The organism is Pseudomonas persica, from assembly GCF_900291015.1.
GTDB lineage: Bacteria > Pseudomonadota > Gammaproteobacteria > Pseudomonadales > Pseudomonadaceae > Aquipseudomonas.
The window spans coordinates 29,375-54,264 of the sequence record NZ_OLKL01000037.1; the positions used below are offsets into that span (position 1 = coordinate 29,375).

Here is a 24,890-nt window from a genome sequence, read left to right on the forward strand (position 1 = left end):
TGCCAGGTCCCGTTATATCGAGCTGCCAACCGCAGGCCCGAGTGGTGCATTTACTTGCTTGTGCAAAGATTGCGCGAGACCCTGATAGCCGTCCAATATCGAATGAATCTCCCACCATACCCTGGAGGTCTGATGGAGCTGCGCCACCTGCGTTACTTCAAGGTCCTGGCCGAAACCCTGAACTTCACGCGCGCCGCCGAGCTGTTGCACATTGCCCAGCCACCGCTGAGCCGACAGATCAGCCAGCTGGAGGACCAGCTCGGCACCCTGCTGGTGGTGCGCGAACGCCCGCTGCGGCTGACCGAGGCCGGTCGGTTCTTCTACGAGCAGAGCTGCACCGTGCTGCAGCAGCTGGAGAACATCAGCGACAACACCCGGCGCATCGGCCAGGGCCAGCGCCAGTGGCTGGGCATCGGCTTCGCGCCATCTACCCTGTACACCGTGCTGCCGGAGCTGATCCGCGAATTACGCCAGGACAGCGAGCTGGAGCTGGGCCTGAGCGAAATGACCACGCTGCAACAGGTAGAGGCACTGAAAAGCGGACGCATCGACATCGCTTTCGGGCGCATTCGCATCGACGACCCGGCCATTCACCAGCAAGTGCTGTGCGAAGACCCGCTGGTGGCCGTGCTGCCCAAGGGCCACCCGCTGGCAAGCAGCCCGCCTACCCTTGCCCAACTGGCTGGGGAGGCATTCATCCTCTACCCGGCGAACCCGAGGCCCAGCTATGCCGACCATGTGCTGGCGCTGTTCGCCCACCACGGCATGAGCATCCGCGTCAGCCAGTGGGCCAACGAACTGCAGACCGCCATTGGCCTGGTGGCGGTCGGCGTGGGCGTGACCCTGGTACCGGCGTCGGTGCAGCAGCAGCACCGCACCGATATCGAATATGTAGGCCTGCTTGATAGTGGCGCCGTCAGCCCGATCATCCTCAGCCGGCGCAAGGGCGACGTGAGCCCGATCGTGCAGCGCTGCCTGACATTGATTGCACAACAGGAAAAACCAGCATGATTCACGGCAAGACACTGCAAGCATGGTACAGCTCCCACCCGCTGATCGCAGACCTGGTGGCCCTGCGCGAAACCCGCTGGTTCAACCCGCGCATTGCCCCTGCCGCCCAGGCCCTGGCCGATGTCGGCCTGAGCGCCGCCGACGTCAGTGCCGCCAGTGCCCGGCTGGCACGCTTTGCCCCGTACCTGGCCTGCGTGTTCCCGGATACCGCCGCCACCGGCGGCATCATCGAGTCACCGCTGCGGCCGCTGCCCACCCTGCACGCCAGCTTGCTGCAGGCCGCAGGCCTGCCAGCCAGCGGTTCGCTCTGGCTCAAGGCCGACAGCGAGCTGCCGATCTCCGGTTCGATCAAGGCCCGCGGCGGTATCCATGAAGTCCTCAAGCATGCCGAGGACCTGGCCCTGGCGGCCGGCCTGATCAGCCTCGACAGCGATTACCGGGTACTGGCCAGCGAGCAGGCCCGGCAATTCTTCAGCCAGTACAAGGTTGCAGTCGGCTCGACCGGCAACCTCGGCCTGTCGATCGGCATCATGAGTGCCCGGCTGGGTTTCCAGGCCACCGTGCACATGTCGGCCGACGCCCGCCAGTGGAAGAAGGACAAGCTGCGCGCCCATGGCGTGAGCGTGGTCGAGTACGCAAGCGACTACAGCGTAGCGGTGGCGCAAGGGCGCCAGCAGGCGGCGGCGGACCCGAGCTGTTATTTCGTCGACGACGAGAACTCGCCACACCTGTTCCTCGGCTATGCCGTGGCGGCCGAGCGGTTGGCCGGTCAGTTCGAGGCCGCGGGTATCAAGGTGGATGCCGAACACCCGTTGTTCGTCTACCTGCCCTGCGGGGTCGGCGGCGGCCCGGGTGGCGTGGCGTTCGGCCTGAAGCTGATCTGGGGCGACCATGTGCACTGCCTCTTCGCCGAGCCCACCCACTCGCCATGCATGTTCCTGGGGGTGTATAGCGGTTTGCACGACGCCACCAGCGTGCAGGATTTCGGCATCGACAACCTGACCGCCGCCGACGGCCTGGCAGTGGGCCGCGCTTCCGGTTTTGTCGGCAAGGCGATGCAGCGTTTGCTCGATGGCTATTACACGGTCAGCGACGAGACGCTGTACCGGCTATTGGTGCTGGCCCATGACCAGGAGAATGCACGCCTGGAACCTTCGGCGCTGGCGGGGATGCCGGGCATGGTCAAGGTGCTTGAATCGCCTGAGTACCTGGCACGCATGGGCCTTTCCGCCGAGCGCATGGACCGGGCCACGCATCTGGTGTGGGGGACCGGTGGCAGCATGGTGCCGGACGCGGAGTTTGCGGCCTATCTGGCTAAAGGGAGAAGCTGAGGATTTTGGGGGCGCTACGCGCCCCAAGCGCACACAGGTCAGCGCATGTCTCAAATGCAGCGCTGTACCTGTGTGGGTTTACCCTGATGCCAGTCAGCCAAGATCAATGGGGCCGCTGTGCGGCCCATCGCCGGCAAGCCAGCTCCCACCGGCCCTCCACAGTCCTGAGGCCCTGTAATTTCCCTGTGGGAGATGGCCCAGCCCTTTGGGCTGCGCTGTCGCATAGAGAACTGAATTCGCAAGCGCTCCGCGTACCCTGCGGCTTTAGCCGCGAAGAATCCAACGCGGTGCATGGCACCGGCTGCGCCGGTGTTCGCGGCTAAAGCCGCTCCCACCGGGGCCCTGCTAATTCAACGAGTTATGTGCAGTTCTATGAGAGCTGGCTTACCGGCGATCGGGCCAGAACAGTCAATCACGCCAGCGGGTAAAGCGCCTCATCGAACTGCGCCAGGCGCGGGAACACCAGTGGCTGGTCGTCCGAGAGCTGCTCCAGACGCTGCCGGTACTGCTGCAGGAAGCCCTGCCGCGCTTCATCGCTGATGTACGGCACATGCCAGGCCACGAACGGTGGCAATACCTCGAACCCGACATAGGCCAGCGTGCCGCGCAAGATCGGCCGCAACATGTCCTCCAGCGGCCCATGAATGGCCCCGTCGCCAAACATGTGCTCGCGCCCGCCCAGGGTCACGGTCACCAGCGCCTTCTTGCCCGCCAAGCCACCCTGGTCGTAGAAGCGCTTGCCGCCATAGCACACCCCCGACACCAGCACCCGGTCGATCCAGCCCTTGAGCATGGCCGGTGCCGAGAACCAGAAGATCGGGAAGTTCAGCACCAGCAAGTCGGCCCACAGCAGCTTGTCCAGCTCTTGCCGGATATCTGCGGCAATGGCGCCGCGCTTGACCCCCTGGCGCTGCTCCAGGGCATACACCAGGTACTCGGGGTTTTCGCGCTGGGTGAAGTCATCGGCACTGGCCACCGGGTTCCAGCCCATGGCGTACAGGTCGCTGACCTGCACCTGATGGCCCTGGGCGCGGAAGCTTTCCACGGCCTGGTCACGCAGGGCAGCGGTGAACGATTGCGGCTCGGGGTGAGCGTGGACGATCAGTACATTCACAAACATTCTCCTCACACAAAACAGGTTGTCTTCCAGCTGTGGCTCAGCACTGCACCGCTTTCACCTCGACGAACTCCGCCAGGCCCTCCTCGCCCCACTCGCGCCCGTTGCCCGACTGTTTGTAGCCACCGAACGGTGCCTGGTAGTTGAACCCGCCACCGTTGATGAAGCACTGCCCGGCGCGAATCTGCCGTGCCAGGGCCAGGCCATGCGCGCGGCTGCCGGCCCACACCGCGCTGGACAGGCCGAACGGCGAATCATTGGCCAGGGCCAACGCCTGGGCCTCATCGGCATAGGGAATCAGGCACAGCACCGGGCCGAAGATTTCCTCCTGGGCGATGCGCATGCGGTTGTCGACATCAGCGAACAACGTCGGCGCCACGTAAAAGCCGCGCTCGAAGCCGGCTGGCGTGTCGCCGCCGCACAGCAGGCGCGCGCCCTCCTCCTGCCCCAGGCGAATGTAGTCGAGCACGGTGCGCCGCTGCCCTGCCGAACACATCGGCCCGAGGAAGCTGGCCGGGTCACGCGGGTCACCCATGACCAGCGCACGGGTTTCGGCCTCGGCGATCTCCAGCGCCTCGGCATAGCGGCTGGCCGGCAGCAGCATGCGGGTCAGGGCCGTGCAGGTCTGCCCCGAGTTGATCATCACATCCTGTACGCCATGGCGCACCGCCGCGTGCAGGTCGGCGTCGGCGGTGATCAGCAGCGGCGATTTGCCGCCCAGCTCCAGGCACACCCGCTTCACCGTCGGCGCAGCCGCCTGGGCCACGCGTACCCCGGCGCCGGTGGAGCCGGTGAATGACACCATGTCCACCTGCGGGTGCCGGGCCAGGGCCTCGCCGACCTTGGCCCCCGGCCCGCTGACCAGGTTGAACACCCCGGCCGGCAGGCCGATGGCATCGATCATCTCGGCCAGCATGAAGGCATGCAGCGGCGTTTCCTGGCTGGGCTTGACCACCACCGTGCAACCGGCGGCCAGGGCCGGCGCCAGCTTGCCAATCATCTGGTGCAGCGGGTAGTTCCACGGATTGATGAACGCGCACACACCAACGGCCTCGCGGTACACCAGCGAGTTACCGACTTCGCGCACCTCATCCATCAGCCCGGCCAGTTCGGCGTACTGCTCCAGCCCGGCGATCGGGCCCTCGACCTGCACCGCCTGGCACCACTGCACCGGCATGCCCAGCTCGTCGGTGATGACCGAGGCCATGTCCGCCGCGCGGCATTTCAGCTGTGCGGCCAACGCCGTTATGTACCCGGCACGTACACGGGACGGCGTACGTGACCAGCCCTCAAAGGCCCGCCGCGCGGCCATCACCGCCCGCTCGACATCGGCCTCGGCGCCCAGCGGCACGCGGCCGATGGCCTGTTCGCTGGCCGGGTCGATCACCTCGGCCATACCCTGCCCGCTCGGTACCTGCCAGGCGCCGTCGATGTACAGCCGCGCATACTCACGCATGGGCCTGCCCCGGCATCAGTGCGGCGGCGCAGCGGGCGATGCGCTGGCAAGCGTCGGCCAAGGCCTCGTTACCCTGTACCAGGCCCAGGCGGATATGCCCGGCAGCGCTGGGGCCGAAGGCTTCGCCGGCGAGCACCGACACGCCCTGGCTTTCGAGCAGGTGGTTGGCGAAGGCTTGGGCACTGAGGCCGGTCTCGCGGATGTCGACCATCACGAACATACCGCCATCGGGCTTGAGCACCTTGATGCCCGGGCAGCCGGCCAACTGCTCGCACACCAGGTCGCGGCGCTGGCGATAGGCCGCGCGCATGCTGTCGAGCTCGGGCAGCTGCTGCTCCAGTGCGACCACGGCGGCGTCCTGGATGAAGTCCGGCGAGCCATACAGCATGCACAGGGCGAGGTTTTCCAGATGGGTGGCCAGCTCGGTCGAACCGACCACCCAGCCCACCCGCCAGCCGGTCATGGCATGCGACTTCGACAGACTGTTGAGGGTGGCGGTGCGCTCGGCCATGCCCGGCAGGCTGCCGGGGCTGACATGCTCACCGTCGTACAGCAGCTCGCTGTACACCTCGTCGGAGATCAGCCACAAATCGTGCGCGACGCACAGTTCGGCCAGCGCTTCCCAGCTGGCACGCGGCAGGCTCGCCCCCGAGGGGTTGTGCGGGCTGTTCAGGGCCAGGGCGCGGGTGCGCGGGGTGATGCGCGCGGCCACGTCACGCGGGCACACGCGAAAGCCGTTCTCCGGCTTGACCGGCACCGGTACCACCTTGGCACCACAAGCACCGAACACCGCCTCGTAGGTCACGTACATGGGTTCGGCGACAATCACCTCGTCACCCGGATCGAGCACGCACTGGGCTACGCAGTACAGCGCACACTGGGCCCCCGCCAGCACCGTCACCTGGTCGGCATCGACGGCCTGGCCGCTGCGCTGCCGGTGGCGGTTGGCAATGGCCTGGCGCAGCGCCAGCTTGCCGCGTACATCGGCGTAATGGGTGTGGCCCGCACGCAGGCTGCCGATGGCCGCCTCGACGATCGGCGCAGGGGTGTCGAAGTCCGGGTCACCCACCGACAGCAGCAGGATATCCTTGCCCTCGGCCTGCAGCGCCAGGGCGCGGTAATGGATGTCCCAGGCGGCAGCCCCGTCGCCGGCGATGCGTTGAGTGAGCTTGGCGTAGCGCATGGCAATCTCCCTTCATTGGCGGTTTCAGTCGACGAGAATCTTCGGGTTGGAACTGCCCCATACGGTGTACAGGTCGGCGAGCAGCGCGCCGTTGATTTCTTCCATCTCGGCCTGGGTGATTTCAGCCCCGGCCTGTTTGCCGAACAGCACCACTTCGTTGCCACCCTTCACATCGGGGAAGTCGGTGACATCGACCATCAAGGTGTTCATCGACACCTTGCCCACCACCGGCACACGGTGGCCGTTGATCAGCACATGGCCCTTGTTGGTGAACACCCGGCGGTAGCCATCGGAGTAGCCGACGGTGATGTTGGCCAGGCGCGAATCACGCGCCAGGGTGAAGGTGCGGTCGTAGCCGACAGTGTTGCCTGCCGGGTAGCTGTGCACCGCCGCCACGTGCGACTTGAACTGCATGACACGTTGGTATTCGGTGCGCGTCGGCACGGTGTCGCCGAACAGCGCGCCGCCGGTGCGCACCATGTCCAGGCGCGCTTCCGGCACTTCCAGCGTAGCGAAGGAGTTGGCGGCGTGCAGGGTGAGCTTGCTGCGATCAAGTTTCGCATGCTTGATCAGCCAGTCGGTCTGCTCGTTGAACGCTGCCAGGCCTTTACGCACATCGTCCTTGTCTTCCACGGCGAAGTGGGTCATCAGCGCGACCAGCTTGAGGTGCTTCTGGTCGGTGACCTGCAGCGCTTCGCCACGGCCGGACCAGGTGCTCATTTCCACGCCGTTGCGGCTCATGCCGCTGGAATTGAGCGCCAGATGGATGCGCAGGGTCTTGCCATGGCGTTCAGCGATGGCATCGAGCTGGCGGGCGAACTCGGCGCTGCCGACCAGTTCTTCCATGTCGTACTGCAAGGCCTCTTCCACTTCGCCGAGGCTGGCCAGGCGTACCCGCACCAGTTGCCCGGTGAAGCCGCTGGCGCGGACCACGCGGGCCTCCTCATTGCTGGCCACCGCCACGCAGGGCACGCCTTGGGCGATGATCGACGGCATCACCAGGCCGATACCGTGGCCATAAGCATCGGCCTTGAGCACGGCGCACAGCTTGGACTTGCCGCCCAGTTCGGCCTGCAAGGTACGGATGTTGTGTTGCAGCGCGCCGGCACTGATTTCGACCCAGGCGTTGCTGTTCTGCACGGTCAGGGCCGTGGTGCCGTTGTCCATCGACAGAGGCGGTGCGGCGTACAGCGGGGCCTGGCCAGTGATCAGCAGAGCCAAGGATGCAGCCAGAAGGGTACGGCGAAATGGCATGGTGATTTCTCTTGTTGTTCGTGGTGTCTGCGGCTTAGCAGACGCAGGTATGTTTAAGTTCGATAAAGGTGACGCCGGGGGTGGCGAAACCGCTGGCCAGATCGGCCTGCAGCGCGTCCAGGTCACGCGGCTGGCGCACGGTGCAACCGAAGGCACGGGCCAGACCGATGAAATCCGGGTTGCGCGGCAGTACGCCGACCGGCTCGATATCCAGCCCGAGCATGTCGTCGCGGATCTGGCCAAGGGCGTCATTGTTCCACAACAGCACGACCAGCGGTCGGTCCAGTTCCTCGACCGCCGTGGCCAGTTCCTGGGCGGTGTAGAGGAAGCCGCCGTCGCCTACCAGCACCAGGCCTGGGCGGTGATCGCTGGCGAACATGCCGCCGATGCCGGCCGGCAGGCCGTAGCCGAGGGTGCCGTAACCGGTCGGGTGCAGCCAGCTGCGCGGCGCCCGGCTGGCGAAGGCGTAGTTGCCGGTGTAGGCCAGCTGGGTCATGTCGCTGCTGATGAAGGCATCGTCGGGCAGCACGGCGGCAATGCGGTCGAGGATTGCCTGGTGCACGGCCTGCAGCGGCGCATGCCCGCTGCGAATGGCCAGGCGCAGGTTGGCCACGGCTTCGCTGGCCTGGGTCGGGTCACGGTGCAGCGCTGGCAGGTGTTCGAGCAGGCCGGCCAGGGTCTGCCGGGCATCGCCGTGCAGGGCAATGGCACAGGGGTAGAAGTCGTTGAACTTGCGCGGGTCGATGTCGACACGCAGCAGCTGGCCAGTGATCGGCAGGCGCTCGCGCCAGAAGTCGGTATCGGCCATTTCGGTACCCACGGCCAGCACCACGTCGGCCTGGCTGATCAGCTGCCAGCCGGGCTCGACGCACAGGCTGGCGCCGGCATTCAGTGGCGCGTCCGCTGGCAGCAGGCCCTTGCCGGCCACGCTGGTGAACAGTGGGGCTGCCAGCCGGGTGCTCAGTTGCTGCAGCTGCTCGGCCGCGTGCAGTGCCCCACCGCCGGCAATGATCATCGGGCGCTTGGCGGCGGCCAGCTTCACGGCGGCCAGGTCGAGGGTGTCGCGGCACGGCTGGCCACGCCCGGGGCGGCGCACCACCTCATCGCTCCAGTCACAGCTGACCGGCGCGGCCAGTACGTCCAGCGGCACCGAGATGTGCACCGGGCGCGGCCGTTCGCTGTCGAACACGGCCCAGGCGCGGGCGATCAGTTCGGGCAGGTCGTCACCGCGCAGGGCCACGGCGGAGAACGCGGTAATCGGCGCGGTCATGGCGCGCTGGTCCTGGGTTTCGTGCAGGCAGCCCCAGCCCTTGCCCAGGCTGGCAGTGTGGTTGACGCTGGAAATCACCAGCATCGGGATGGAGTCGGCATAGGCCTGGCCGATGGCAGTGGCGGCATTGGTCACGCCCGGGCCGGTGATGACGAAGCATACCCCCGGTTTGCCACTTACCCGGGCATAGCCGTCGGCCATGAAGCCGGCGCCCTGCTCATGGCGGGTCAGTACATGGCGGATGCCGCTGCCCGGCAGGCCACGGTACAGCTCCAGGGTGTGCACGCCGGGGATGCCGAATACCGTTTCCACGCCGTAGTTGGCCAGCAGGCGCACCAACGCCTGACCGGCAGTCTGGTGGTGCTTATTCATGTCGTTCTCCTTGCGCCTGACCGAGGCGGATCAGCGCGTCGACCGCAGTGGTGCCATGGGCACCGACCATCAATGGGTTCACATCCAGTTCCAGCAGTTGCCCGGCGTTTTCGCAGGCGTAGTCGGCCACCGCGCGGATAGCCGCAACCAAGGCGTCCAGATCGGCGGCCGGGCGGCCACGAAAGCCTTGCAGCAGGCTGGCGCTGCGCAGGCTGAGCAGCGCGGCACGGATGGCGCTGTCGGTGGTCGGCAGCAACAGGCTGACGCTGTCCTTGAGCAGCTCGACCAGCACGCCACCGGCACCGATCACCAGGGCCAGGGCGAAGTCCGGCTCGCGCTTGATGCCGACGATCAGTTCAGCCAGCGGCGGCTCGGCCATGGGTTCGAGCAGCACCTGGTCGAACGCTACCTGTGGGGCGTAGGCGGTGATGCGCTGGCGCATCTGCACCAGCGCGACCTCGAGGGCAGCGGCATCGCGCAGGTTCAGCGCCACCGCTCCGGCTTCGGTCTTGTGCGGCAGTTGCGCGCTGAGCGCCTTCACTACCAGCGGGTAGCCGACGCGGGTGGCGTCTGCCACGGCGCGCTCGGGGGTGCTCAGCACCCCGGCTGGTACCGGCAGGCCGAAGGCACGCAGGGCTTGCTTGGATTGCCATTCGTCCAGCAGGCGGCTCTCGCCTGGGAGCGCCTGTGGGCACAGCGGCACCCGCGCGGCCTCGCCCTGCTCCAGCAGCCGCTGGCGGTTGCGCTGGTAGGCGACGATGCGGCCCCAGGCTGCCAGGCCATCTTCCACACCCTGCAGGGCGGCGATGCCACGCGCGTGCAAGCGCTCACGCGCGCAGGCGGGCAACAGTTCCGGGAACGCCGAAGTGACGAAGCCGATCTTGCCGTGGCGTTCCAGCGCATCGCAGTACAGCGCCAGCAGCAGGTCGCATTCCTTGCGTTCGCCGGAGAACGCCGCCGGGTAGTCCAGCACCAGCATGGCCGCGTCGGCGGCGCCGCTCAGGGTGCTGTCGAGCATACGTTGCAGGGCCGCTGCATCACCCCAGATGGCAGTGGTGAAATCCAGCGGGTTGACCAGGTTGGCATAGGCCGGCAGCACTTCGGCCAGTGCCGCCACCTGCCCTTGTTCGAGCTTCGGCAGGCTCAATTGGTTACGCTCGGCATAGTCGGCGATCAAGCCGGCATCACCACCGGAACAGGCCAGGGCGAGCAGCTCGCCATTCACCGGCAAGCGCCCACAGGCAGCGGCCTTGAGGGTTTCGACGAAGCTCACCGGGCCACTGACGCGGATCACGCCCAGGCGCTGGAACAGGCTGTCGTACAAGGCGTCGGAGCCGGACAGCGAGCTGGTGTGGCTGAGCGCCAGTTCGGCACCGATCTGCGACACGCCAGTCTTCAGCGCAATGACCGGCGTACCCTGCTGCAACGCCTTGCAGGCAGCGCGGGCGAAGCCTGGCACGTTCTTCAGGCCCTCCAGGTGCAGGCCGATCGCGGTTACCCGTGGGTCGTCGAGCAGTACGTCCATCAGCTCGGCCACGCCCAGTTGTGCCTGGTTGCCGACCGAGGCCATGTAGGCCACCGGCAGCGAGCGCTCGCTCATCGACAGGTTGTAGGCGAAATTGCCGCTCTGGGTGAGGATCGCCACGCCCTTCTCCACCTGCTGGCCACCATGGGCCACCGGCCACAGGGCAGCGCCGTGCAGGTAGTCGAGCAGGCCGTAGCAGTTGGGGCCTAGCAAGGCCATGTTGCCGGCGGCAGCGAGCAGGCGCTGCTGCAGCTGGCGGCCTTCCTCGCCGCTTTCGGCAAAGCCCGAGGCATAGCAGATGGCGCCACCGGCGCCGCGTGCGGCCAACTCGGCAACGCACTGCAAGGTCAGCTCACGGTTGGTGGCGATGAACACCGCGTCCGGGGCATACGGCAAGTCGGCCACCCGTGCCACGCAGGGGATGCCTTCGAGGCTGTCATGCTGCGGGTTGACCAGCCACAGCTCGCCGCCAAAGCCACCTTCGGCGCAGCGCTTGAGCGCCCGCGCCATGCTGCGCCCGCCGATGAAGGCCAGGTGCCGGGGCGCCAGCAGGCGCTTGAGGTTGTCACGAATCGAATGCGACATGGGTGTTCTCCTGGCGCTCAGCGCAGCAGCGGGCGCAGCAGTTCGCGGGCGATGATGTGCCGCTGGATCTCCGAGGTGCCTTCCCAGATGCGCTCGATGCGTGCGTTGCGCCAGATGCGCTCGACCGGCCCTTCGTCCATCAGGCCCATGCCGCCGAAGATCTGCACGGCTTCATCAGCGACCTTGCCCAGCACCTCACTGGCGAACAGCTTGGCCATGCCGGCCTCGCCGTCAGTCATGCTGCCCTGGTCCATCTTCCAGGCGGTATGCAGGGTGAGCATTTCCGCAGCGCGAATCTGCGTGGCCATGTCGGCCAGCTTGAACGACACGCCCTGGTAGCTGCCGATGGCCTGGCCGAACTGCTTGCGGTCGGCGGCCCATTGCAACGACAGGTCGAGGGCGCGCTGGGCCTGGCCCACGCAGTTGGCGGCGACCATCACCCGGCCGGCGGTGAGCCAGGCGTTGGCCACCTCCCAGCCCTTGCCGACCTCACCCAGCACCTTGCTGGCCGGTACCCGGCAGTCGTCGAAGAACAGCTCGTAGGTGTGGTAACCACGATTGCTCACGCACTTGGGGCCACGGCGGATGGTCATGCCCGGCGTGCCGCGGTCGACCAGCAAGGCGGTTACCGCATTGCGCTTGCGCCCGTTGTGCTCGTAGGTGTCGGTAACGGCGAAGACGATGGCGAAATCGGCGTGGCCGGCGTGGCTGATGAAGTGCTTGCTGCCGTTGATGACGAAGTCGTCACCCTGGCGCACGGCGCGGGTCTTGATGGCGTTGGCATCGGAACCGGCACCTGGTTCGGTGAGGGCGAAGCAGTCGATCTTCTCGCCCTGCACGCACGGCAACAGGTAGTCGTTGACCTGCTCCTCCTTGCAGGCCATGAGGATTTTCGACGGCCGCGCGACGAACACGTGCAGGGCCCAGGACACCTTGGACAACTCACGCTCGATCAGCGCCTGGGACAGGTAGTCCAGGCCACCACCGCCGACCTCCTCGGGCATGTTGAAGGCATGGAACCCGGCGGCGATAGCCTTGCCGCGGATCTGCGCAGCCAACTCGGGCGACACGGCGTCGGCGCGGTCTACCGCCTCCTCATGGGGCAGCAGCTCCTTGGCGACAAAGCTGCGTACCGCTTCCACCAACATTTCTTGTTCTTGAGTCAGTTGGAAATTCATCTGCGAAGGTCCTGGTGAGGGTCGGTTATCGGGTTACTGCCCGGTGAAACGGGGGGCGCGGCGTTGCACCGAGGCTTGCAGCGCCTCGGCACCGTCCTGGCTACGGCCGCACAGCAGGCCGGCCTGACGCTCGGCTTCCAGCTGCTCGGCCAGGGTGCGCCGGGCGCCGTCGCGGATCAGCCGCTTGGTCTGCGCGTAGGCGAAGGTCGGGCCGTTGGCCAGGCGCCCGGCCAGCTCGGCGGCCACGGCGGGCAGTTGCTCGTCGGCGCAGACTTCGCTGACCATCCCGGCCGCCAGGGCACGTTCGGCCCCCCACAGCTCATCGAGGAACAACAGGCGCGTGGCCTGCTCGCTGCCGATCAGCCGCGGCAGGTGCCAGCTGGCGCCGGCGTCGGGGCTGTAGCCCATGCTGGTGTAGCCGGCCTTGAAACGTGCCGAGGCCGCGGCGATACGCAGGTCGCAGCACAGGCTGAGGTCCATGCCAGCGCCCACGGCAGTACCGTTGATAGCGGCGATGGTGGGCTTGTCGAGGCTGTGCAGGCGCAACATCAAGGCGTGGGCGGTTTCGGTCCAGCCGTAGCTTTCCAGGGTGCCCTGGGCTTCGGCCGCAGCCCATTCGGCCAGGTCGGCACCGGCGCAGAAGCTGCGGCCGCTGCCAGTCAGCACCACCACGCGCACGGCCGGGTCGCTGTTGCAGGCTTCCAGCAGGGCGTGCAGTTGCTTGAGGGTGGGGATGTCCAGCGCGTTGCGCTGCTCGGGGCGGTTGAGGGTGATCCAGGCAACGCCGGCTTCGACCTTGCTCAGCAGTGACGACGGGGTGGTCATGGGGGCCTCGGTGTTGTTGTGATGGTTTTGGGAGGGCTTGATGAGGGAGATACTAAACGAGTGTTCAACAAGGTGGCAATTGGGCGCGGATAGGGCTGTAACAACTCTTGAGGACGATATATGTCGTTGTTTTTATTAGCCTTATTTGCTTGGTCAAGGTTGAGATAGGAGGTGGTTGTTACAACTTTGTACAACTGACGGATTGCCGGGGCCGCTTTGCGCCCCATCGCGACACAAGGCCGCTCCCACAAGTCATTCGCAGTCTTCAGGTCTGCGCGCTACCTGTGGGAGTGGCCTTGCGTCGCGATGGGCTGCGTAGCAGCCCCGAGATTGAAACCTCAGACTCCTGGCGCGCTCGGCTCGAAAGCCCCCTGCCGACGGCGGTTGACGAAGAAGTACGCCGCATAGCACAGGGCAATGAAGCCAAAGCCCCAGTACAACGACGGCCGCTGGGTTTCATCCAGCGCCAGGAACACGAACAGCGAACTGCACAGGGTGATGCACAGCAGCGGCACCAGCGGGTACAGCGGCGCCTTGTACTTCAAGTCCTGCAGTTGCCCACCGTCACGCAGATAGACCTTGCGGAAGCGGTACTGCGCCAGGGCGATGACGATCCAGGTCACCGTGCCAGACATGCCGCTCACCGCCATCAACACCATGAACAGCGTGTCGGCTGCCACGAAGCTGGTCATCAGCGAGATCAGCGCAAAGCACAGGGTGATGCTCAGCGCCCGCAACGGCACGCCACGCTTGCTCAGCGGCGACAGGCTTTTCGGCGCCATGCCGCTCTTCGACATGGCCCAGAGGATGCGCGTGGAGGCATACAGCCCGGAGTTGCCCACCGAGAGGATGGCGGTAAGGATGACGAAGTTCATCAGGTCGGCGGCGAAGGGAATGCCGACCATGTCGAACACCTGCACGAACGGGCTTTCCATCAGCCCGGCCTGCTGGTACGGCACGATGGCCGAGAGCACGGCAATCGCCAGCACGTAGAAGATCAGCACACGGAACACCACGTTGCGCACGGCCCGTGGGATGCTCTTCTCCGGGTGCTCGGTTTCGCCGGCCGCTACCCCCATGATTTCGCAGCCCTGGAAGGCATAGACCACGGTCATCATCACCGCGAACACCGCCGACAGGCCATGGGGGAACAGCGCCTCGCCCAGCAGGTTGTCCAGCATCGGTGCCGGCGCCCCGCTGCTCAGCGGGATGGCGCCGAAGATCACCAGCAGGCCGATGATGATGAAGCCGAGAATGGTCGCCACCTTGATTCCCGAGAACCAGTACTCCGCCTCACCGAAGGCACGGGTAGCCAGGGCATTGAGGCCGAACAGCACGACCACGAACAGCGCCGACCAGTACCAGATCGGCACCTCGGGGAACCAGCGGGTCATCAGCATGCCGGCGGCGGTGAACTCCAGGCCCACGGTGGTGGCCCAGCTCATCCAGTACACCCAGCCGATCATGAAGCCGGTGGCCGGGCCGATGAACTTGGTGGCGTGGGCCTGGAACGAGCCGGACACCGGCATCTGCACCGACAGCTCACCCAGGCAGACCATCACCAGGTACATCAGCAAACCCGCGACCAGGTAGGCCAGAATCGCGCCGACCGGGCCGCCCTGGTTGATGGTCACGCCCGAGCCCATGAACAGCCCGGTGCCGATCACCCCGCCCAGCGACAGCATGAAGATGTGCCGGCTTTTCAGCGCGCGGGTGAGCTGGATCTTTTCGCGGTTGTCAGTCATGGCGCACCTCGCCTTTGCAGCCGGTGCCTGGCCACGCGGGGGTGCCGCGCGGAGTGGTAGGAAGGAGGGGCTGAGCGCTACGGCATGTCATTATTCTTGTCTCCAATAAGCCTCATGGACCGCGTGCAACACGGTTGCCATGGATTATTGGAAACGGATGTAAGGTGCCGTTGTACGAACGGATCGAAGATGTAAAAAGTCGTAAGTTTTTTGTACGTCAGCTCTGGATCAGCTGTTCCAGGCTGGCGCGGGCCTGGGCAAGCTCGGTGGCCAACGGCTCGCGGAGCGCTTTCAATGCCTGTTCGTCATGCTGCCGGGCCGCGTCCTCAAGGCGTCGCAACAGCGCAGCCAGGCCAGAAAAGCCCAGGGAATCGCAACTGCCGGCCAGGCGGTGGGCCAGGTGCAGCACCTCGGTAAAGTCCTGCGCCGGCAGCGCCTCGGCCAACGCCGTGACGTGCTGCTCCAGCGACTGGCGCAGCACCTTCAGCAGGCCTTGCAGCTTTTGTTCACCCAGCAGCGAGCGGTGGGTGTCGAGCAATGACCAGTCGATTGTCGCGTCGACGCCAGCCACTTCCACGGGTGCCGCTTCGGCCAGCGCCTGGCGCAGGTTGTCCAGCCGCAGGGGCTTGGCCAGCACCCCCTGCATGCCAGCATCCAGGTAACCCGGCACTTGCCCCGGTTGCACGCCGGCCGTCAGCGCCAGGATGCGGCTGTGGCGGTTCGGCCCGGGCGTGGCACGCAGTTGTCGGCACAGTTCCACCCCGCTCATGCCGGGCAGCTGCACGTCGAGCAGGATCAAGTCGAAGCGCCGCTGTGCGCAGGCCTGCAGGGCCTGCCCGGCGTCTTCGGCAAAGCTCACCCGGTGGCCATCGCGCAGCAGCAACCCGCCGGCCACCTCGCGGTTCAACGCCACGTCCTCGACCACCAGGATATCCAGGCTGGCCAGGGGCGAAGGGGCTGGTGAACTGGCCAGCACTGGCTGCCCGCGAGCCATGTCGAGCTCGAACCAGAAGCGACTGCCCTGCCCTTGCACGCTGTCCAGGCCAATGCTGCCCCCCAGCTTTTCCACCAGGTGCTTGCAGATTGCCAGGCCCAGCCCGGTGCCGCCGTAGCGCCGGGCCACCGCCTCGCTGGCCTGGACGAAGCGGTCGAAGACCCTGGCCTGCACCGCCGGCTCGATGCCGATGCCATTGTCACTGACCGACACCCGCAAGCGCTGCGATCCCGGATCATTGACCAGTACCTGCACCGCAAGCCGCACCTGGCCGTGTTCGGTGAACTTGATGGCGTTGGCCAGCAGGTTGCTGAGCACCTGGCGCAGGTACTGTTCGGCACCGTGCTGGTACTCGGCCAATTGCTCGTCGATGTCCAGATGCAGGGAGTCGCCGTTATCCCTGGCCATGGGTTCGAGCAGCGCCAGCACCTCCTGGCACAACTGGCGTAGCGAAAAACCGACCAGCTCGGCGCGGCTCTCGCCCTCCTCGAGCCGGGCGAAATACAGCACTTCGTTGAGAATCGCCAACAGCCCCTCACCGGCCTTGTACAAAGCCTCGACGCGCTGGCGGTCGGCCGCCTCCAGCCGGCCGCCGCGCAGCAGCTCGGCCATGCCGAGAATGCCGTTGAGCGGTGTGCGCAGCTCATGGCTCATGGTCGCCAGGAAGCGTGACTTGGCCAGGTTGGCAGCTTCGGCCTCGTCCTTGGCCCGGGCCAGGCTGGCCGTGCGTCGCTCGACCATGGCCTGCAGTTCGTCGCGCTTGTCCTGCAGCGCCAGGCGGTCGCGCTCGCGGCGCTCGATGTCGCTGAGGATGGCGCGGCGCATGTCATCCAGGGCATTGGCCACGGTGTCGATCTCATCCGCGCGCGGCGACGGGCGGCGCCCCAGGCGCAACGGTTCCTGCCACTGGCCGGCACCAATCCGCCGGGCGAATTCAGCCATCACTTGCAGGTGGCGGGTGACCAGGCGGTAGAACAACCCCGACAACGCCACCGCCAGGCCACACAGGAACACGCCCATCCACAGCAGGCTGGCAAGGCCCGTGGCATACAGCCGCCGGTGCACCGCGCCGAGGTCGATGCTCACTTCCAGCTCGCCCAGGTGCCTGGCCGGCCCCGAGGGCGGCTGGTAATCGAGGGGGAAGCGTTCGATGCGCAGCGGCCCCTTGGGCTCGGCGGCACCGCGCAGCAGCTGGAAGTCGTCGCTGACCAGGCGCACCCGGGCGACATCGGAAAAATCCACCAGCCCGCGCAGTTGGGTATCCAGCTGTGCCTCGTCCAGGTCCCACAGGCTGCGCTCCAGGCTGGCCAGGTAGCCGGCGCGGATCAACGCCATGCGTGCCTCGATATCGCGCATCTCGCGGCGGTATTCGAAGTACAGCTGTACCGAGCTGGCCAGCACGGTGAAGCACAGGCTGAACAGCAGAATGAACAGCAGCAGGCGGCGCAGCAGGCCATCAGTGCGCAGGCGGATCATCGGGCATCCGCCGGCAGGTTGATCATGTCGCGGTAGGTCACTTCGCTCTGCTCCAGCCAGCGCTCGATCTCGCCGGCCTGGTTCATGCGCAGCAGCTGCGCGTCGATTTCGTCCATCTGCCGGCTCAAGGGCGATTGCCGTGATACTGCAACGCGCAGGTAGTCCACGCTCAGGGCCGTGGGCATTACGCGAATGTCCCGCGCCCCGGGCAGGTTTTCGATGAACAGCTGGCCGGTGCGCCGCTCCTGGATCACGTAGTCGATGCGGCCGCGGATCAGCTTGCCGAAGTTCTGCTGGCTGGACGACACCCGCTCGATGTTCTGGTGGCGGGCGACGAAGCGGTCGAACTCGGCGCCGTAGCTTTCGCCGTACAGCAGGCCGCCGCGGTAGCGGGCCAGGTCCTCCAGGCGCTGGAACTGCACCGGCCGCAGGCGGTTGTAGAACACCGCCACTTCCTCGCGCACCACCGGCACCGCGGAAAAGCGCATGCGCTGATCACGCTGGTCGCTGTTGTAGGCCAGCACCACGTCCACCCGCCCGGCGGCGGCGTCCATCAGGCAGCGCTTCCAGTTGCCCAGCACCACGGTCTGCACCTGGTAGCCCATGCGCGCGAACAGCTCACGCACCACGGTGGGAGCCAGGCCACGCACCTGATGGCCGTCACTCCAGGATATCGGCGGGTACACCGGGTAGTCGCAATAGCGCACCGGCTGCTTTGCGCTGGCTTGCACGGCGAACAATGCCAAGGCCAGCACCCAGGCACTGCGGGTCATGCCGCCACGCTGGCGGTGAACAGGTAGCCGGTGCCGTGGATGGTGATGATCAGCTGGGGCTCGGCCGGGTCGTCGTGCAACTTGCGCCGCAGGCGGCCGACCAGCACATCGATGGAGCGGTCGTTGGGCACCCACTCGCGGTTACGGATCTGGTCCATCAGCTGGTCGCGGCTGAGCGTGTGGCCGCTGTTGCGCAGGAACACGCTGAGCAGCTGGAACTCGCCATGGGTCAGCAGGGTTTGCCCGCCACGGGCGTCGATCAGGCGCCGGCGGTCGGTGTCCAGCGCCCAGTCGGCGAACTGCTTCAGCGATTGCGCACAGGGGGGCGCCGGGTGTACCTCGCGGGCATGGCGCACGCGGCGGATCAGGTTCTTGGCGCGAGATACCAGCTCGCGGGGATTGAGCGGCTTGATCACGTAGTCGTCGGCGCCGCATTCCAGGCCGACGATGCGGTCGATGTCGTCGTTGCGACCAGTGATGAGGATGATGCCCACCTCCGAACGTACCCGCAGCTCGCGGGTCAGGGTAAGGCCGTCCTTGCCGGGCAGACGGATGTCCAGCAGCACCAGTTCGACATCCTGGCTGCCGAGCAGGGCCTCGGCCTTTTCCGCGGTGTCGGCGCAGTGCACGTCATAGCCTTCCTGGGACAGATAGGCCTGCAGCAAGTCACGAATAAGCGGATCGTCATCGACGATCAATACCCGAGGCGTCATTGCGTGTCGTCTCTTTTTTTATTGGTGTTGTTCTACGCACTTGCGACAGCAGCGTACTCGTTACTGAACAGGCGATCAACAGCCCTCCGCCAGGCTGAAGCGGCGCCGGCCACCGGCCTGCAGGCCATCGACCCAGGCCTCGCAGATCAGCATGCCCTGCTCGGGGGTGAAGGTACCGGGGTTGAGCCCCGACTCCAGCCACAGGCCGTCGAGCAAGGCACTCAGGCTGATGGCCGCAAGGTCGGCATCGAAGCCCTGCCAACCCTCCTCTGCGGCCAGCGTGGCCAGCAGCCCGCTCAATTCATTACGGTATTCGCCATAGGAATGGTCATGCACCTGGTTGATCGCATCGGCAGTCTTCACTGCGCCCCAGAACGCCAGCCAGGCGTCGAGCAATTGCGGGTCGAGCAACTCAGCGCAGAACGAGGCGCGGAAGAACGCCGACAACCGCTCGCGGGCATTGGGCGCGGCCTGGGCCATGGCCTCGCGCAGCAGGCCCATCACCCGGCCGGTGACCGCCATGTAGGCTTCGGCCACCAGCTCATCCTTGCCGGCGTAGTGATGGCTGATCAACCCGACCGAAACCCCGGCCTCCGCCGAAATCTTGCGAATCGACGCGCCCTGGAAGCCATGGCGCTTGAGGCACACCAGGGTCGCCTCGACCAGGTTGGCTTTGCGCAATTCCGGCAGCATGCGGTGGTAGCGGGCTTCCTGACTCATCGGCGACTCTCGGGCTAGGGGCTGGACTGAACGACTGTACAACAAGCCGAACTGCGTGATAAACCCTTGGCACCCTGCCCACAACAACAAAAGCGGCTGCCATGAACGACCTGATCACATCTGACCTGGACCAGGGCCTGCTGACCCTGGCCTTCAACCGCCCCGACAAGCTCAACGCCTTGAACACCGCCATGTACCAACAGCTGGGCGACCTGCTGCTGGCGGCCGGTGAAGACCCTGATGTCGAAGCCATCATCATCACCGGTGGGCCGCACTGCTTTACTGCCGGTAATGACTTGCGCGACTTCCTCGACAACCCGCCCGCCGACCTGGACAGCCCGGTGTTCCGCCTGATGCGGGTGGTGATGGGCCTGGACAAGCCGCTGATTGCCGCGGTCAGTGGCGCGGCGATCGGCATTGGGGCCACCTTGCTGTTGCATTGCGACCAGGTGCTGGTCAGCCGTTCGACCAAACTGCGCATCCCTTTCGCGCCGTTGGCCGTGTGCCCCGAGTTTGGCTCCAGCTTGCTGCTGCCGCGCCTGCTTGGCCATGCGCGAGCGGCTCGCCTGCTGCTGGCAAACGAGTTGCTCGACGGCGAACGGATGGTGGCCTGGGGGTTGGCCAATGAACTGCATGAAGACGGTGAACAGTGCCTGGTAGGTGCCCGGCGCCTGGCGCGGCAACTGCAAGGCTACCCGCAGGCGGCGCTGCGCATCAGCAAGCGGCTGCTAAAGGACGGCCAACGGGCCGAGCTTGAGGCGACAGTGGCGCGGGAAGCCCGGTTGTTCATCGAGTGCTTGCGCACTGAAGAAGCGCGAGCGGTGTTGCGGGGATTGATCAAGGACCGAATCGACTGACGCGGTCCCTTGTGGGAGCGCGTAATGCCAGGGATATGGGCGGCTAATACCCGGTCATCTCCAGATACCCACGCCCACCCGTACTCCCGGTCAAGCGCACCGGCCCCTCCCAATACGGGAACCGCGTCTCCATCCAGGCCTGCGACTCCACAGCCTCGACTTGCACATCCACCCCATGCCCCGGTACCCGCACCCGCCATCGCGTCGGCACCTGCTTGCCGTTCCTTTGCCGGGCCCAGACCAGCGCCTGCAGCTGAATCTGCGCCCCCTGCAACGCCACCACCTCACCCTGCGGGCCAACCCAGGTCCCGGCGCGATACGCCTCCCCCTGCACCTCGCGCACCTGGAACAGCATCAACCTGGCGCCACTGTCTAGGTGCAGGGAAAACCAGTCCCACCCCGTCTGCCCGGCGGCCAGCGGCTGGCTACTCCATTCCCGGTCCAGCCAGGCCTGGCCGGTGACAGCGATGCACTGGCCGTCACGCTGCACTTCCCCGTTCACGCGATAAAACGGCTGACTGTAATAGTACGAAGCCTGCCCCTTGCCGGACTTCTCGCTGTAGCCCTGATCCCCGTGCAGCACCAAGGGCCGCTCACTGTGCAGTTGCAGGTCATAGCGAAAGCCTTCAGCACCGGCGACCATTTGCAGATGCTCGATGCCACTGCTGCCCTGCAACGACCAGTCATTGATCCACGCCCGGAACGGCTGGGCCTGCACACCGGCCTGGCCGATACCGCCACGTGCCAGGGTTTCGCCAGACTGATGACCGCCCGGGCCGGTCAGCGCCGCGTGCCCCATCCACAGGTTCGGGCTGTTCCAGCCGGCAGTCTCCGGGCCTGCGCGCAGGGCCGAGCGGAACAGCGTCCACTGCACGCCCCAGTCCCGTCCTTGGGCGTCCTGGAGGTTGGCGGTGACATACCACCATTCGATGCGAAAGCCATCGTGGGCACCGTGGTCACGCGGAAATTCCAGGCGATGGTCGCGGCTTACCTGGCTGAATTCGCCCGCCTGCTGCCCGAGCCCGGCATAGCTTTGCTCGGCAGGCTGATCACAGCCGCCCAGCACCCCACACAGCAACAGCCACGCGCTACGCTTCATCGGCAAACGGCCTCAACAGTTCGCGCGGCTGGCGAAGCGCCAGCTGCCACAGGGGCCAGGCGCTGGCCAACAGGCTGGTAAGCATGCCCAGCACGGCCAGTTGCAGCAGCTGCGCGGGGAACACGTAAAGCGGCAAACGCCAGCCGAATGCCTGCACGTTCACCACCGCGACCAGGCACCAGGCCAGCAGGATACCCAGCGGGATTGCCAGCAGCACGGTAAGGCTGCTCAGCAGCAGGGTCTGCCCAAGGCTCAGCCATACCAGATACGTGCGCCGCACGCCCAGCGCCCACAGCGGCGCCAACTGGCCCAGGCGGGTCTGGCCCAGGGTCAGCAGGTTGATGAACAGCGCCACACCAGCCACGCCAAGGGTAAGGCTGTTGAGCGCAGCGGTGGCGGTGAAGGTGCGGTTGAACACATCGGTGGACCAGCGTTTCAGAAGCGCCTGCTCGACCACACGGCTGTCGTCCAGGGCAAAGCGCTGTTGCAATGCAGCCTTGAGCGCCGACACCTGCTCGGTCGCCAGATCGACACCCAACCCGGTCAGGGTTGCCTGCGGCCAGTGCCCGCGCAGCCAGCCGGCATTGACCAGTACGTGCCCTTTGGGGTTGCCGTAATCGGCGTAGATCCCCACAACGGTCAGAACAGGCGAAGTGTCTGCCGGTAGCCTCAGGCTATCGCCCAGCTGCAGTTTCAGTCGCCTGGCCAGCTGTTCACTGAGCATCACGGCCTGGCCACTGGCCAGTTGCTGCCAGGCCTGCTTGTGCTGCGCCAGCAATGGCCAGCGCGTGCGATAGACGGGGTGATCGACGATGCCCTGGACCTGCACCGGCCAGCCCTGCAGCTGCGTTTCCACACGCCAGCCGGGCAATACCACATCAACTGAAGGTTGCTGCCTGAGCCACTTGGCTATCTGCAAGCCCTGGGCGGTGTCCCTTGGGGTGACATACAGGTCGGCAGACAGGCGCAGGTCAAGCCAGCCGACAAAGGTCTTGCGAAAGCCCTCGGTCATGCTGCCCACGCCGACACTGGCGGCCAGCGCCAGCAACAGTGCCATCAACGCCAGGCTCAGGGCCGGCAGTTGCTGGCGGCTGTCGGCGACGAACCATTGCGACAAAGGCCGCCGGCAACGGCCTGCCAACCAGGCCAGCAGCCGGTCGAGCAAGGCCGGCAGCAGCAGCGCCGCCGCCAGCAGCAAGCTTGCCAGCAGGCCGAACGCGCTGGGCAGGCTGTCGCCCAGCACGCCACAGCCCAAGGCCAGCAACAGCAACAGGCCGGCCACCAGGGCCTGACGCCACAACCACGGCCCCTGCGCCAACCGCCACGCCTGAGGTTGCGCCAGTGCCAGCAACGGTAACCGAGCCGCACGCATTACACTGCCCAAGCCCGCCAGCAGTGCCCCCAGTACGCTCACCAGAACACCCATCAGCCACCACGCTGCAGGCAGGCTCAGTGTCCCGGCGACTTGGGCGCCATACAGGCCGCGCAAGCTGGCGGCGACATCGGGCAACAACCACGCGGCCAGTCCGTAACCACTGGCCACCCCGGCCAGACCGCCCAGCACCGCGAACAGCCCCAGTTCCAGTACCAAGGCACACAGCAGGGTATGCAGGCCGATGCCGCAGGCGCGCAGGTTGCGGATCAGGCCGCGCCGCTGTTCCAGTGCCAAACCGATTGCAGCATGGGCGATGAACAGGCCGACGACGAACGCCAGCAGGCCGAGGGCGGTCAGGTTGAGGTGGAAGCTGTCGGTCAGCCGCTGCAAACCGCCATCGTCCTGCTGGGGTTGCAGCTCAAGGTAAGGCGCGATATCCGCCGGCAACGGCCCCGGCGTGGCGGCCACCAGCAAGCGCGACAACTGCCCGGGTGCGTGCAGCAACGCTTGGGCGTGACCGATATCGACCACGATCACCCCCGGCGCCAGCGCTGACTGTAAAACCAACGGCGGCAGCAGCTGCCCTTCGCTGTCAGGTACTGACGCCCCCGGGCCTGCATTCAGCTGGCGCAAGGTGTCTGGCCCGACCCAGGCTTGCCCAGGCATGCCGATGAAGGCCTGCAGATCGAACGTTTGAGGCTGCACACCGGCGATACTGCTGGCCGGCGGCAGGCTCAACGGCTCGATGCCGACCAACCGCACGCTGCGCCCCGGCTCACCGGGCAAGCGCAAGCGCCCCTCCAGTACCGGCGTCACCGCCCAGCCCAAGCTGCGCAACTGCACGTACAGCGCCTGGTCGAAGCGCTCGCCATGGCGCGACACCAGTTGCGCCTGCAGCGGCCCGGCCAGCACCGCGCTGGCCCGGGCATAGTCGCTGCGTGCCTGGCTGTTCAGCGCCTGCACGCCGGTCCACAGCGCCGTGGCCAGCCACAGGCCGGTGACGATGCTGAAAAACTGCACGCGATGACGCCGCCAGTGGCTGAGCAGCGCCAACAAGGCCAGCGACAGCAGTCTCATCAGCCCTGCTCAGGCCGCACGCGGCCGGCCTGCAGGTAACAACGCTGCTGCAAGCGCGCCGCCAGCCGCGGGCTGTGGGTCACCATCAGCACACCACTGCCAGCCTCGGCGACCAGTTGCAGCAGCAGGCTCAAGACCTCGTCGCTGCTGGCCTCGTCAAGGCTGCCGGTGGGTTCGTCGGCCAGCAACCAGGCCGGGCGCCCAGCCAGGGCACGGCCGATGGCGACCCGCTGCTGCTGGCCGCCAGACAGCTGTTCCGGGTAACGCGCCAGCAAATCCGCCAAACCCAAGCGTTGCGCCAGGTAAGCGACCCAGTGCGGATCATGGCGAGCGGCCAGCCTGGCCTGGAACGCAAGGTTGTCCGCCACGTCCAGGCTGCTGATCAGGTTGTACTGCTGGAACACCAGGCCAATACCCTCGCGTCGCCACAGCGCCAGCGACGCCTCGGAACGGCTGTCGAGCGGGACGTCGTCGATCAGGATGCGACCACTGTCGGCACGGTCCAGGCCGGCCACCAGGTGCAGCAAGGTGCTCTTGCCGCTGCCCGACTCACCCATCAGCGCCAGGCTGCTGCCGCGCGCCAGGCGCAAGTCGACGCCCTGCAGGACGGGGAGCGGGCCCTGGGGGGTGGCGAATGATTTGTGCAGTTGTTCGATGACCAGCATCGACGGGCCTTGGTGGGTTCACGTGTCTTCTTAGGAATAGCAGGTTCGGGGCGATGCAAGTGCGTCGTTCCATCGGCAAGTTCCATCACCGCACCGGCGTCATGAACAAATCTTCATTTTGAGGGCGGGCCGCGTAATTACGGGCACGACAGCCATCCGCCCGGCAACAGCTACAGGCCTTCGCCTTGAGAGGGTCCAGTACCTTGCGTAGCATCACCGCCCCCCGGGCCCGCTATGCGGGCCATTCGCGGGCAAGCCCGCTCCCACAACAGCGCCCCCTTTACCCAAC

The 24,890-nt window shown here is 66.3% G+C and carries 19 protein-coding genes; 3 read left to right on the forward strand and 16 right to left on the reverse strand.

Annotated elements, in window-relative coordinates:
- The first annotated feature begins 132 nt into the window (after positions 1-132).
- On the forward strand, positions 133-1,011 hold the full coding sequence (catR, locus tag FQ664_RS17830) for an HTH-type transcriptional regulator CatR (protein ID WP_144173759.1): 879 nt from the start codon (positions 133-135) through the stop codon (positions 1,009-1,011).
- Entirely contained in the window at positions 1,008-2,342 is a 1,335-nt protein-coding gene (locus FQ664_RS17835) for a D-serine ammonia-lyase (RefSeq protein ID WP_144173761.1), read from the forward strand. The genes catR and FQ664_RS17835 overlap by 4 nt, the downstream gene beginning before the upstream one ends.
- Positions 2,343-2,754: 412 nt before the next feature.
- On the opposite strand, the gene FQ664_RS17845 is transcribed toward FQ664_RS17835, so the two are convergent.
- The 13 genes from FQ664_RS17845 to FQ664_RS17905 all read right to left on the reverse strand — a co-directional run bounded on the left by FQ664_RS17845 (position 2,755) and on the right by FQ664_RS17905 (position 19,528).
- Positions 2,755-3,456 carry an NAD(P)H-dependent oxidoreductase gene (locus FQ664_RS17845; protein WP_144173765.1) on the reverse strand — a complete coding sequence of 234 codons (702 nt, stop codon included), beginning with the start codon at positions 3,454-3,456 and terminating at the stop codon, positions 2,755-2,757.
- 43 nt (positions 3,457-3,499) lie between these two features.
- Positions 3,500-4,915, reverse strand: a complete 1,416-nt coding sequence (locus FQ664_RS17850; protein WP_144173767.1) for an aldehyde dehydrogenase family protein — start codon at positions 4,913-4,915, stop codon at positions 3,500-3,502.
- Positions 4,908-6,098 (reverse strand): pyridoxal phosphate-dependent aminotransferase, encoded by a 1,191-nt coding sequence (locus FQ664_RS17855; protein ID WP_144173769.1) that lies wholly within the window; start codon positions 6,096-6,098, stop codon positions 4,908-4,910. The genes FQ664_RS17850 and FQ664_RS17855 overlap by 8 nt, the downstream gene beginning before the upstream one ends.
- Before the next feature lie 24 nt (positions 6,099-6,122).
- Positions 6,123-7,352: an alanine racemase gene (gene alr / locus FQ664_RS17860; RefSeq protein WP_144173770.1), complete on the reverse strand. Its 1,230-nt coding sequence runs from the start codon at positions 7,350-7,352 to the stop codon at positions 6,123-6,125.
- 34 nt (positions 7,353-7,386) lie between these two features.
- Positions 7,387-8,994 carry a 5-guanidino-2-oxopentanoate decarboxylase gene (locus tag FQ664_RS17865; protein ID WP_144173772.1) on the reverse strand — a complete coding sequence of 536 codons (1,608 nt, stop codon included), beginning with the start codon at positions 8,992-8,994 and terminating at the stop codon, positions 7,387-7,389.
- Positions 8,987-11,104: an acetate--CoA ligase family protein gene (locus FQ664_RS17870; protein WP_144173774.1), complete on the reverse strand. Its 2,118-nt coding sequence runs from the start codon at positions 11,102-11,104 to the stop codon at positions 8,987-8,989. The genes FQ664_RS17865 and FQ664_RS17870 overlap by 8 nt, the downstream gene beginning before the upstream one ends.
- A 17-nt stretch (positions 11,105-11,121) precedes the next feature.
- Entirely contained in the window at positions 11,122-12,282 is a 1,161-nt protein-coding gene (locus tag FQ664_RS17875) for an acyl-CoA dehydrogenase family protein (protein ID WP_144173776.1), read from the reverse strand.
- 33 nt (positions 12,283-12,315) lie between these two features.
- Positions 12,316-13,107, reverse strand: coding sequence for an enoyl-CoA hydratase/isomerase family protein (locus tag FQ664_RS17880; RefSeq protein ID WP_144173778.1), 792 nt, complete (start codon positions 13,105-13,107; stop codon positions 12,316-12,318).
- A gap of 338 nt (positions 13,108-13,445) precedes the next feature.
- On the reverse strand, positions 13,446-14,852 hold the full coding sequence (locus tag FQ664_RS17885) for an amino acid permease (protein ID WP_144173779.1): 1,407 nt from the start codon (positions 14,850-14,852) through the stop codon (positions 13,446-13,448).
- A 217-nt stretch (positions 14,853-15,069) separates the two neighbouring features.
- Positions 15,070-17,322 carry an ATP-binding protein gene (locus tag FQ664_RS17890; protein WP_144173781.1) on the reverse strand — a complete coding sequence of 751 codons (2,253 nt, stop codon included), beginning with the start codon at positions 17,320-17,322 and terminating at the stop codon, positions 15,070-15,072.
- Positions 17,319-18,095 carry a substrate-binding periplasmic protein gene (locus FQ664_RS17895; protein ID WP_144173783.1) on the reverse strand — a complete coding sequence of 259 codons (777 nt, stop codon included), beginning with the start codon at positions 18,093-18,095 and terminating at the stop codon, positions 17,319-17,321. The genes FQ664_RS17890 and FQ664_RS17895 overlap by 4 nt, the downstream gene beginning before the upstream one ends.
- Positions 18,092-18,808: a response regulator gene (locus FQ664_RS17900; protein ID WP_144173785.1), complete on the reverse strand. Its 717-nt coding sequence runs from the start codon at positions 18,806-18,808 to the stop codon at positions 18,092-18,094. Before FQ664_RS17900 ends, FQ664_RS17895 begins: the two co-directional genes overlap by 4 nt.
- Positions 18,809-18,883: 75 nt before the next feature.
- Positions 18,884-19,528 carry a TetR family transcriptional regulator C-terminal domain-containing protein gene (locus FQ664_RS17905; protein WP_144173787.1) on the reverse strand — a complete coding sequence of 215 codons (645 nt, stop codon included), beginning with the start codon at positions 19,526-19,528 and terminating at the stop codon, positions 18,884-18,886.
- 101 nt (positions 19,529-19,629) lie between these two features.
- Here FQ664_RS17905 and FQ664_RS17910 point away from each other — a divergent pair, with 101 nt between their 5' ends.
- Positions 19,630-20,385, forward strand: coding sequence for an enoyl-CoA hydratase-related protein (locus FQ664_RS17910; RefSeq protein ID WP_144173788.1), 756 nt, complete (start codon positions 19,630-19,632; stop codon positions 20,383-20,385).
- 43 nt (positions 20,386-20,428) lie between these two features.
- On the opposite strand, the gene FQ664_RS17915 is transcribed toward FQ664_RS17910, so the two are convergent.
- Genes FQ664_RS17915 through FQ664_RS17925 form a run of 3 tightly spaced genes read right to left on the reverse strand, consistent with a single transcriptional unit; the run spans position 20,429 to position 24,601 of the window.
- Positions 20,429-21,484, reverse strand: a complete 1,056-nt coding sequence (locus tag FQ664_RS17915) for a lipocalin-like domain-containing protein (protein WP_144173790.1) — start codon at positions 21,482-21,484, stop codon at positions 20,429-20,431.
- Positions 21,474-23,936 (reverse strand): FtsX-like permease family protein, encoded by a 2,463-nt coding sequence (locus FQ664_RS17920; protein ID WP_144173792.1) that lies wholly within the window; start codon positions 23,934-23,936, stop codon positions 21,474-21,476. Before FQ664_RS17920 ends, FQ664_RS17915 begins: the two co-directional genes overlap by 11 nt.
- Positions 23,936-24,601: an ABC transporter ATP-binding protein gene (locus FQ664_RS17925; protein ID WP_144173794.1), complete on the reverse strand. Its 666-nt coding sequence runs from the start codon at positions 24,599-24,601 to the stop codon at positions 23,936-23,938. The genes FQ664_RS17920 and FQ664_RS17925 overlap by 1 nt, the downstream gene beginning before the upstream one ends.
- Between the last annotated feature and the right edge of the window lie 289 nt (positions 24,602-24,890).